This window comes from Pseudomonas sp. Sample_23 (assembly GCF_004307595.1).
Lineage (GTDB): Bacteria > Pseudomonadota > Gammaproteobacteria > Pseudomonadales > Pseudomonadaceae > Aquipseudomonas > Aquipseudomonas atacamensis.
The window spans coordinates 1-10,400 of record NZ_RCNX01000024.1 but is presented as its reverse complement, the minus strand read 5'-3'; the positions used below and the strand labels follow the sequence as shown (position 1 = coordinate 10,400).

Below are 10,400 nucleotides of genomic sequence, written 5' to 3'. Positions count from 1 at the left end.
GAGCGAGCCTGCTCGCGAAGAGGTCCTGTCAGGCACTGATGCATCTGAATGACACCCCGCATTCGCGAGCAAGCTCGCTCCCACAAATGGAATTCGGTCTGGACCGAAATCTCCGCCACGAACAAGGCCCATGTGGGAGCGAGCTTGCTCGCGAAGAGGTCCTGTCAGGCACTGATGCATCTGAATGACACTCCGCATTCGCGAGCAGGCTCGCTCCCACAAATGGAATTCGGTCTGGACCGAAATCTCCGCCACGGCCAAGGCCCCATGTGGGAGCGAGCCTGCTCGCGAAGGGGTCCTGTCAGGCACTGATGCATCTGGATGAAACTCCGCATTCGCGAGCAGGCTCGCTCCTACATGGGATTGCGACCAATTCAGAGAGAGTGTGTTTGAACCAATCTAGAGCTGTCGGCCCTTGACCTTCAGGTGCCGCGCATACCAAGGTCGCTGCGGGACTTTACGGAACAGCTCGGTCATGTTGTCTTCGTCGCCAAAAGTGATACGCAGCGCCAGTTTCATGGTTTCCGGGTCCATCTCCACGGATCGCCCAGCTTGCAGGCCGGGCACGGTGCTGCAGCCGTGGGTGTCGGGGCCGAGCCAGGGGTCGGCGATTTCCACCCAGCGCCCCGGTGCAAACCATGGCACGCCGTTGACTTCCAGACGGCTCACTTCGCCCGGATGAAAACGTTCATGGGCGCGGAACCAGTCTTCCAGGCGATCATCGATCCAGCCGTGGAAACGCCAGAACACCGGGTTCACATGGGAGGAAAACGGATCACCGAGAAAGTCGTTTTCCGGCGCATACCAGCGCGCAGCGAAGTCCGCCTGATCACGCGCCATCGGCACCGGAATGTCGTTGGACGGATCCCGTGCCACCGAAGCCCAGCGCATGTGCAGCCAGTCGTGCAGGCCCAGTTCGACTTCCGAACCGAACTGGCCAAGGGTCAATTTCGACAAGTAACGCGGGTCGCGGTACTGCGATTCCCAGACCAGGAAATTGCTCTGGAAAGTCTCCGCCGCTTTGATGTCGCTGACCCATTTGGTGTACTCGTCATCACCTTCGGCCAGCCAGGTCGGCGGCAGTGAGTTCCCGTCGTGGTTGTCGAAGTAACGGGCGAAACCCTGCCGGTCACGTTCCAGCTCAGGCTGCGGCTGCGGGAACGCCGGCCAGGAAGGCAAATCCTGCATCGAACGGGCGATGCCGAGCATGTGCCGATGCATAAAGAAAAAATCCACGCCCGAGCCATTGCGATCCTTGCTTGGCCCACGGGCGTCGCGCTCCTTGTCACGCGGCCCGGGCTGCCAGCCGATGCCGCGCAGCGCTTCGCGTTTTTTCTCCGAGAGCTTGTGCCACTTGTCGCGGGTGGCGTGCCAGAGCTGGTGGAACAGGCGATGCTCGGGCGCCACCAGCCAGGCCAACAGTTGCGGATTGAGCCCAGTGCGTTCACGGGCCTCGGGAAAACGCCGCTTGATGGCGATGAACTGATTGTCCAGCTCGGGCAACGCCAACGGCCGGTCCAGACGCAGCACTTGCCCGGTGAACGTGGCGCTGCCGGCATTGCCGAACGCTGCCCAGACTTCATCCAGTTTGACTTTTAATTCATACACCGGTGGCGCAAGTGGCGCATCGGTGCGCAGCAGGCGCCAATACATCTCGGCGCCGTTGCCCGGTGCCAGATCGCCAATGACTTGATAGCGCACAGGCCCTTCGGCACGCAGATTGGTGCCGGTGTCGAGATAGCCGCGCAAGCCGCGCCCACGATGGGCGATGTCGAGAAACAGCTCCAGACCTTGCGCAGGCAGACCATCAAGCCCCGCCGCCGCACCGGTAAAGCGAATGTCCCAGACCCCACGCAAATTGTCCGCCAGCTGTTGCCCGGCGGTGTCCGCCAGATCGACCGTGGCCTCGCCCGGGGTGATCGGAAACTCCTCGCGAGTCAGTTCACGATGCGCATAAAAAGCGGCAGGCAGCGCGGCGCCCGTGAGTGCCATGCCCGCCATGAACCAGCGTCGAGAGATCGTCATTGCCCTACCTGTGTCAGCCATGAAGCAGGCTTTATCCAAGCTAGAACGTTTGCTCATCGCTGAAATTTACGCCGCCGACAAAACATCATCCGCGCCGCTGCCGGGCATTTGTAACGCACACCTAAATTAGCCGTGCAGCCACTCGTTCTTCCCAGATAGCAAAGGCCCCTGCGCCTGTACCTCGACGGCGAACCTGAATGAGATGGCAATGACAAAACCGCGTTGGAAAAAGGCTCTATTCATCGGCCTGCCGCTGGCCCTGGCGATCAGTGCCGGCGCAGGATTTCTGGCCTGGGATTACTGGAACAACCCCGGCTACACGGTGAAGGTAATGAAACAGGCGACGGAGTTGCAGGATCGCCTGCTGTCGTTCGACAGCCACATCACCGTGCCGCTGAGTTTCGGCAGCCACGACCACGAAGCCGACAAGGATGGCTCGGGCCAGTTCGACCTCATCAAGGCCAGTCGTGGGCGCTTGTCCGGCGCCGCGCTGACGGTGTTCGGCTGGCCGGAAATGTGGAACGGCCCGAACGCCCCGCACCGTCCCACCGAGGGTTTTGTCGAAGAAGCGCGCAATCAGCAGGAGGTGCGTTACAAGATCATTTCCGGGATTGTCCGCGACTTCCCCAATCAGGCCGGCATCGCCTACACGCCGGATGATTTCCGCCGTCTGCACGGCGAAGGCAAGTTTGCGATTTTCATCAGCATGCTCAACGCCTATCCACTGGGCAATGATCTGAGCAAGCTCGACCTGTGGGCCGGGCGCGGCATGCGCATGTTCGGTTTCAGTTACATCGGCAACAACAGCTGGGCCGACTCATCGCGACCGCTGCCGTTTTTCAATGATTCGCCCGATGCCCTCGACGGTCTGTCGGACATCGGCAAACAAGCGGTGCAGCGCTTGAACGATCTGGGCGTGATCATCGATGTTTCGCAGATGTCGACCAAGGCCCTCGAGCAAGTCGCCGAACTGAGCCGCACACCGCTGGTGGCCTCGCACTCGGCGCCCCGGGCGGCTGTGGATATCCCGCGCAACCTCAGCGACAAAGAGCTGCAACTGATCAAGAACAGTGGCGGCGTGGTGCAGGTCGTCGCCTTCTCGCAGTATCTGAAACCGTTGACCCAGGGCACGCAGGACAAACTCAATGCGCTGCGTGCGCGCTTCGATCTGCCGCCACTGCCCAACCTCGCCATGGCACTGATGCCGGGCGATCCGATCATCACCGCCTGGTCGGAACAGAAGCTCGGCCAGTACGCCAGCGGCCTCTACGCGATCCTCGAAGAAGAACCGAAAGCCACTCTCAAGGACTTCGGCGACGCCATCGATTACACAGTGCGCAAGATCGGTATCGACCACGTCGGCATTGCTTCGGATTTCAACGATGGCGGCGGCATCAAGGGCTGGGAAAACGTCGGCGAGATTCGCAACGTCACCGCCGAACTGCTGCAGCGCGGCTACTCCGAAGCGGATATCGCCAAGCTCTGGGGCGGCAACTTCATGCGCGTCTGGGATCAGGTACAAAAAGCCGCGAAACCGGCGCTGGCGTCACGCCAGGAGGTGGCGCGACCATGACTGATCGTCGCACTTTCCTGAAGCAGGCCGGCCTGCTCGCCGCCGCCCTGCCCCTGGGCGCCAGCCTGAGTGCACCGGCGGCCATCGCTGCCGCGCCGACTGCGTCGCGGGACAAATGGGCGCAGTTGGGTCAAATGTTCGATCAGGATCCTCAGGCGATTCACTTCGCCAATTTCCTCGTCACCTCGCATCCTAAACCGGTGCGCGAAGCCATAGAACGCCATCGCGCGGCGCTGGATGTGAATCCGGGTCTGGCGATGGATTGGGATCTGGGCGTCACCGAGAAGCGCGAAGAAAACGTGCGCCACTGGGCCGGCCAGTATCTGCAAGCCAAACCGGCGCAAATCGCCCTGACCGGCAGCACCACCGAAGGCCTGGCGATGATCTACGGCAGCGTGCAGGTGCGCGCGGATCAGGAAATCCTCACCACGGTTCACGAGCATTATTCGACGCGCAACATTCTCGATTTCCGCAGCCGTCGCGACGGCACGCGAGTGCGCAAACTCAAGCTGTTCGAAACCCCGCAGAGCATTTCGCTGGATCAGGTGCTCAACACGATCAATCGCAATATCCGCCCCGAGACCCGCGTGCTGGGCATGACCTGGGTGCATTCGGGCAGCGGCGTGAAGCTGCCGATCAGCGAGATCTCGCGGCTGGTCGACGAGCACAACCGCCAGCGCGACGACCAGGATCGGCTGATCTACGTGGTTGATGGCGTGCACGGTTTCGGCGTCGACGACCTGAGTTTCCCGCAGATGAACTGCGACTTTTTCATCGCCGGCACGCACAAGTGGATGTTCGGCCCGCGCGGCACCGGCATCGTCTGCAGCCGCACTGAAGAACTGAAATACGTCAGCCCCAGCGTGCCGACCTTCTCCGAGGCCACGGCCTTCTCGACCATCATGACCCCGGGCGGCTACCACGCCTTCGAGCATCGCTGGGCGCTGGACGAAGCCTTCAAGTTGCACCTGCAACTGGGCAAAGCCGAGGTGCAGAAGCGCATTCATCAGCTCAACAGTTACCTCAAGCAACGCCTGCAAGAGCACCGCAATATCGAGTTGGTGACCCCGCTCGACTCGCAGTTCTCCGCCGGCTTCACCTTCTTCCGGATCAAGGGCCAGGACAGCGACGCAGTGGCCGCCTGGCTGATGCAGAACCGGGTGATCTGCGACGCGGTCAGCCGCGATGTCGGGCCGGTGATTCGCACCGCCCCGGGCTTGCTCAACAGTGAAGCCGAAGTGGATCGCTTCATGGACATCCTCGGCAAAAAGCTGCTTGCCTGACCCTCGACTGCCGTTTTCCTTTCAAAGAGACGACCCATGAAAAAGCCTCACGCGTCACTCCTCTCCAAAGCCCTGCCCGCACTGGCGCTAAGCGCCCTCTGCGCTGCGCTGTTGCCCGGCAGCGCGCTGGCGGCGACCGCGCCTGCTGCGGGCAAAGTGTTCAAGGATTGCAAGGACTGCCCGGAAATGGTCGTGTTGCCAACCGGCAGCTACACCATGGGCACGCCGGATGATGAAGTCGGCCGGCAGCCGGACGAAGGCCCGCTGCACACGGTGACGTTCAGCAAACCGTTCGCTATCAGCCGCTCACAGGTGCTGGTGGGCGAATGGGACGCCTACGTGCGCGAGACCGGCAACAAACCTTACGACTTCGATGACCGCCCCGGCCGCCGCTGCACCGCCGGCAAACCGGAATTCAAACAGACGCCCCGCGATCCGGCGGTGTGCATGAACGTCGCCGAAGCCCAGGGCTACATCGACTGGCTGTCGAAAAAGACCGGCCACGCCTATCGCCTGCAAAGCGAATCGATCCGCGAATACGCCGCCCGTGGCGGCAGCACCGGGCCTTTCCCCTTCCCGTTCGATGAGGGCAAGGATTACCAAATTTCCAAGCACGCCAACACCTACGGCGCGGCCGACGGCTACAACTTCACCTCGCCGGCCGGCACCTTCCCGGCCAATGCGTTTGGCGTGTTCGACGCCCACGGCAACGTCTACGAATGGACCGCCGACTGCTACCACCCGGACTACTCCGGCGTGCCCGCCGACGGTCGCCCATGGACCCAGGAAAACTGCGAACGCCAGGTCATGCGCGGCAACGACTGGGGCGAAGCGCCGATCTTCTCGCGCTCGGGCAACCGCAACAGCAGCTGGCCGACCAGCAAGGGCGACTGGCTGGGCTTTCGCGTAGTACGCGACCTCTGACACCACTGCCCTCGACGAGCGCAGCCACGCCTGCGCTCGGTTAAAGAAACTCCGCGACCATTCGTTTTCCTTAAGTACCGGCACTCCCTCCGCATCGAAGCAGGAATCCTCCATGACCAAGCCTACGCGTGGGGCGATCAACGAATTGTTCGCCCTGCTCAAGCCCTTCCGCCTGATCGTCTCGGCGTCCATCGTGCTCGGCATGCTCGGCGGCCTGAGCGTCACCGTGCTGCTGGCGACCATCAACAACGCCCTGCATTCCGATGACGGCCTGACCCGCACGGTGGTGATGATCTTCGCCGGCCTCTGTGCCCTGGCCCTGCTGACCACGATCCTGTCGGACATCGGCACCAACTACGTCGGCCAGCACATCATCGCCAAACTGCGCAAAGAACTGGGGGAGAAAGTCCTGTCGGCGCCGATCGACCAGATCGAACGCTATCGCAGCCATCGCCTGATTCCGGTGCTGACCCACGACGTCGACACCATCAGCGACTTCGCCTTCGCCTTCGCGCCCCTGGCGATTTCGATGACCGTGACCCTTGGCTGCCTCGGCTACCTGGCCATGCTGTCTTGGCCGATGTTCCTGATGATGCTGGTGGCCATCGCCATCGGCACCACCATCCAGGCGATTGCGCGGGCCAAGGGCATGCGCGGTTTCTACGCCGCGCGCGATTCCGAAGACGAACTGCAGAAGCACTACAACGCAATTGCCGAAGGCGCCAAGGAACTGCGTATCCACCGGCCGCGTCGCCAGCGCATGTTCGTCGCCGGCATTCAGAAAACCGCCGAGAAAATCTGCGACACCCAGATCAGATCGATCAACACCTTTGTCATCGCCAAGTCGTTTGGCTCGATGCTGTTCTTCGTGGTCATCGGCATGGCCCTGGCCCTGCAATCGCTGTGGCCGAGTGCCGACAAAGCGGTGATGAGCGGTTTCGTTCTGGTGCTGCTGTACATGAAGGGGCCGCTGGAACACCTGATCAGCACCCTGCCAATCATCAGCCGCGCACAGATTGCCTTCCGCCGCATCGCCGAACTGAGTGAACAGTTCTCTTCACCGGAACCGCACCTGTTGCTGCAGGATCAGGGCAGCAAGCCGGCCGCCGTCAACAGCCTGGAACTGCGCAACGTGCGCTACGCCTTCCCTCCCGTGGAAGGCAGCGAACCGTTCCGCCTCGGGCCGGTGAACCTTCGTATCGAACAGGGCGACATCGTGTTCATCGTCGGTGAGAACGGCTGCGGCAAAACCACGCTGATCAAACTGTTGCTGGGGCTATATGCGCCGACCGAGGGCGAAATTCGCGTTAACGACAAGCCGATCACTGCGGTCAACCGCGACGATTACCGGCAGAACTTCACGACGATCTTCGCCGACTACTACCTGTTCGATGACTTGATCCAGGGCGATCGTGAAGTGCCGCAGGATGCCACCCGCTACCTCGAACGTCTGGAGATTGCGCACAAGGTCAGCGTGCGCGACGGCGCGTTCAGCACCACCGACCTGTCCACCGGTCAGCGCAAACGCCTGGCACTGGTCAACGCCTGGCTCGAAGAGCGCCCGGTGCTGGTGTTCGATGAATGGGCGGCGGATCAGGACCCGACCTTCCGGCGGATCTTCTATACCGAGCTGCTGCCCGACCTCAAGCGTCTGGGCAAGACCATCATCGTGATTTCCCACGACGACCGTTACTTCGACGTCGCCGATCAACTGGTGCGCATGGAGGCCGGCAAGGTCAGAAGCGAACTGCAAACCGCTTGATCGAGGCAGCCGCGACCGGGCCGGAGAAAAAACTTTTCCGGTTTGCCGCGGCTTCCTCGTCTTAATGAGATGAATAAGAACCATTAACAACTATACCTGCCAAGGTCTTAACCTCATGTCCGCATCCCGTTTCATGCTTCGCCCTCTGACTCGAGCCCTGCTGATGCACGGCGCGACCCGCACACGCCTGGCCGGTAGCGGCCTGGGTCTGGCACTGACCCTCGCGACAGCACCGTATGTCCAGGCCCAGGAATGGACCCTGAACATCCCGGCCCAACCGCTGGCCCAGGCCCTGCAAACCCTCGGTCAGCAGACCAGCCTGCAAATCGTCTACAGCCCGGAAAGCCTGCAAGGCCTGCGCTCCAGCGCCCTCAACGGCCGCTATCAGGATGACGAGTCGCTCAAGGCCATGCTCAGCGGCACCGGCATCCGCTATCAGCGTGACGGCAACACCGTCACCGTGCTCGGCCCGGCCACCGGCGGCAGCGCGATGGAACTGGCGCCGACCAACGTCAACGCCAACCGCCTCGGCGCCACCACCGAAGGCAGCAACTCCTACACCACTGGCGGCGTGACCATCGGCAAGGGCGTGCACTCGCTCAAGGAAACGCCGCAGTCGGTCACGGTGATGACCCGCAAGATGCTCGACGACCAGAACCTCAACACCATCGAACAGGTGATGGAGAAGACCCCGGGCATCACCGTCTACGACTCGCCAATGGGCGGCAAATATTTCTACTCGCGCGGTTTCCGCATGACCGGCCAGTACCAGTACGACGGCGTGCCGCTGGACATCGGCAGCAGCTACGTGCAGGCGGACAGCTTCAACAGCGACATGGCCATCTATGACCGCGTGGAAATCCTCCGCGGTGCGGCCGGCATGATGAAGGGCGCGGGCGGCACCGCCGGCGGCGTCAACTTCGTGCGCAAGCGCGGCCAGGACACCCCGCACACACAGCTGTCGCTGTCGGCCGGCACCTGGGACAACTATCGCGGCCAGGTCGACACCGGCGGCCCGCTGAACGACGCCGGCACCGTGCGTGGCCGCGCCGTGGTGACCCAGCAGACCCGTCAGTATTTCTACGATGTGGCTGAACGCCGCGACCAGATCTACTACGGCGCCCTGGACTTCGACCTCAGCCCCGACACCACCCTCGGTCTGGGCATGGCCTATGAAGACGTCGACGCCACCCCGTGCTGGGGCGGCCTGCCGCGCTACGCCGACGGCTCCGACCTGCACCTGAAACGCTCCACCTGCCTGAACACCTCGTGGAACAACCAGCGCAGCAAACGCGCCACCTACTTCGCCGACGTCAAGCACCAGTTCAACGACGATTGGTCGCTGAAAGTTGCCGGTGTCTACTCGCGCAACACTCAGGACATGGAATATTCCTTCCCGAGCGGCACAGTGCCGTTGGGCGCCACCGCCACCAATACGCTGATGCTCGGCAGTACCTATGACTACGATCAGCGCGACTACGGTTTCGATGCTTACGTCGACGGCAAATTCGACGCTTTCGGCCAGCAGCACGAACTGATCGTCGGCGCCAACGCCAGCCGTTCGCACAAGGACGACTTCTACGCGGTGGCGGCATTGCCACAGCGCCAGAACGTGTTCAACCCGAACCACAACATCCCGCAGCCGGATGAAAGCTACTACCTGGCCAACGCCTCCCGTGGCGGCCCGGTGGACATGCACATCAAGCAATACGGCGCTTACTCGATCGCCCGCCTGAAACTCGCCGACCCGATGACCCTGGTACTCGGCAGCCGGGTCAGCTGGTACAAATCCGACACCGACTCGGTGCAGTACTTCCGTGGCGAAGGCACCGAGGTCAACACCCAGTCCACCGAAACCGGCCAGGTCACGCCGTTCGCCGGCCTGCTCTACGACCTCAACGACAACCTGACCGCCTATGCCAGCTACACCGACATCTTCACCCCGCAAGGCTCGTACAAAACCATCGACGGCAGCACGCTCAAGCCGCTGATTGGCCAGAGCTACGAGCTGGGGATCAAGGGTGAGTGGTACGACGGTCGCTTGAACACCACGTTCAACCTGTTCCGCACCATCCAGAAAGACGCGGCCCAGGATGACCTGCGGTGCGAAGACAGCTCCTGCCAGATCAACTCCGGCAAGGTCCGCGCCCAGGGCTTTGAAGCTGAAGTCAGCGGTGAAGTGATCGACCGCCTGCAATTGCTGGCCGGTTATACCTACACCCAGACCAAAGTGCTGGAAGACGCCGATGCTACTCAGGATGGCGCGGTCTACAACTCCTACGTGCCGCGTCACCTGTTGCGCGTCTGGGGTGATTACGCCCTGAGCGGACCGCTGGACCGTGTGACCATTGGTGCGGGTGTCAATGCACAGACGGGCACCTACCGCGTTTCGCCTCTGGGCGGGGACAATGTCGATGGCGCGGGTTATGCGGTCTGGAACGGTCGCATCGGTTATCGGATCGATGACACCTGGTCGGTGGCGTTGAACGGCAATAACCTGTTCGACAAGCGTTATTACGCGACCATTGGTACCGAGGGGTTCGGTAACTTCTATGGGGATCCGCGCAATTTTGTGATGTCGGTGAAGGCTGATTTCTGATTGGTCTGATGTTGTTTAGAAGCCCCGCTTTGGCGGGGCTTTTTGGTTTTTGGGATTGGGGGCATATCCGTTGCTGCGGGGCTGCCACTGGCGGTTTCGCTCTTACAGCGAGTCACCTTTTCCAAACGCCGGAGTGCCGGCCCGGCGAAAAGGTAACCCAAAAGGCTTTGCCCCGGCGTACGGCCCGCTCGCTGGGGCTCGGGGTACCTTCGTTACGGGACCGATCCGGGCGCA

General features: G+C 62.0%; 6 protein-coding genes. 5 read left to right on the top strand and 1 reads right to left on the bottom strand.

The genetic code is table 11. The features are described from left to right. Positions 1-399 precede the first annotated feature (399 nt). On the bottom strand, positions 400-2,025 hold the full coding sequence (locus tag D8U82_RS05330) for a PvdJ/PvdD/PvdP-like protein (protein ID WP_130887963.1): 1,626 nt from the start codon (positions 2,023-2,025) through the stop codon (positions 400-402). Between the two features lie 208 nt (positions 2,026-2,233). Between D8U82_RS05330 and pvdM the strand changes: the two genes are divergently transcribed. From pvdM to D8U82_RS05305, 5 genes are all read left to right on the top strand, one after another. Beyond that, positions 2,234-3,598 (top strand): pyoverdine-tailoring dipeptidase-like protein PvdM, encoded by a 1,365-nt coding sequence (gene pvdM / locus D8U82_RS05325; protein ID WP_130887964.1) that lies wholly within the window; start codon positions 2,234-2,236, stop codon positions 3,596-3,598. After that, positions 3,595-4,881: an aminotransferase class V-fold PLP-dependent enzyme gene (locus D8U82_RS05320; protein WP_130887965.1), complete on the top strand. Its 1,287-nt coding sequence runs from the start codon at positions 3,595-3,597 to the stop codon at positions 4,879-4,881. Before pvdM ends, D8U82_RS05320 begins: the two co-directional genes overlap by 4 nt. A gap of 36 nt (positions 4,882-4,917) precedes the next feature. Further along, positions 4,918-5,805, top strand: coding sequence for a formylglycine-generating enzyme family protein (locus D8U82_RS05315; RefSeq protein WP_016773898.1), 888 nt, complete (start codon positions 4,918-4,920; stop codon positions 5,803-5,805). A gap of 112 nt (positions 5,806-5,917) precedes the next feature. After that, positions 5,918-7,567 carry a cyclic peptide export ABC transporter gene (locus D8U82_RS05310; protein ID WP_024012358.1) on the top strand — a complete coding sequence of 550 codons (1,650 nt, stop codon included), beginning with the start codon at positions 5,918-5,920 and terminating at the stop codon, positions 7,565-7,567. 115 nt (positions 7,568-7,682) lie between these two features. Continuing rightward, on the top strand, positions 7,683-10,166 hold the full coding sequence (locus D8U82_RS05305; protein ID WP_177434113.1) for a TonB-dependent receptor: 2,484 nt from the start codon (positions 7,683-7,685) through the stop codon (positions 10,164-10,166). Positions 10,167-10,400 lie beyond the last annotated feature (234 nt).

Coding starts and splice junctions, on each gene's coding strand:
- D8U82_RS05310 (WP_024012358.1), top strand. CDS start 5,918: ATGACCAAGCCTACGCGTGGGGCGATCAACGAATTGTTCGCCCTGCTC.
- D8U82_RS05315 (WP_016773898.1), top strand. CDS start 4,918: ATGAAAAAGCCTCACGCGTCACTCCTCTCCAAAGCCCTGCCCGCACTG.
- D8U82_RS05305 (WP_177434113.1), top strand. CDS start 7,683: ATGTCCGCATCCCGTTTCATGCTTCGCCCTCTGACTCGAGCCCTGCTG.
- D8U82_RS05330 (WP_130887963.1), bottom strand. CDS start 2,025: ATGACGATCTCTCGACGCTGGTTCATGGCGGGCATGGCACTCACGGGC.
- pvdM (WP_130887964.1), top strand. CDS start 2,234: ATGACAAAACCGCGTTGGAAAAAGGCTCTATTCATCGGCCTGCCGCTG.
- D8U82_RS05320 (WP_130887965.1), top strand. CDS start 3,595: ATGACTGATCGTCGCACTTTCCTGAAGCAGGCCGGCCTGCTCGCCGCC.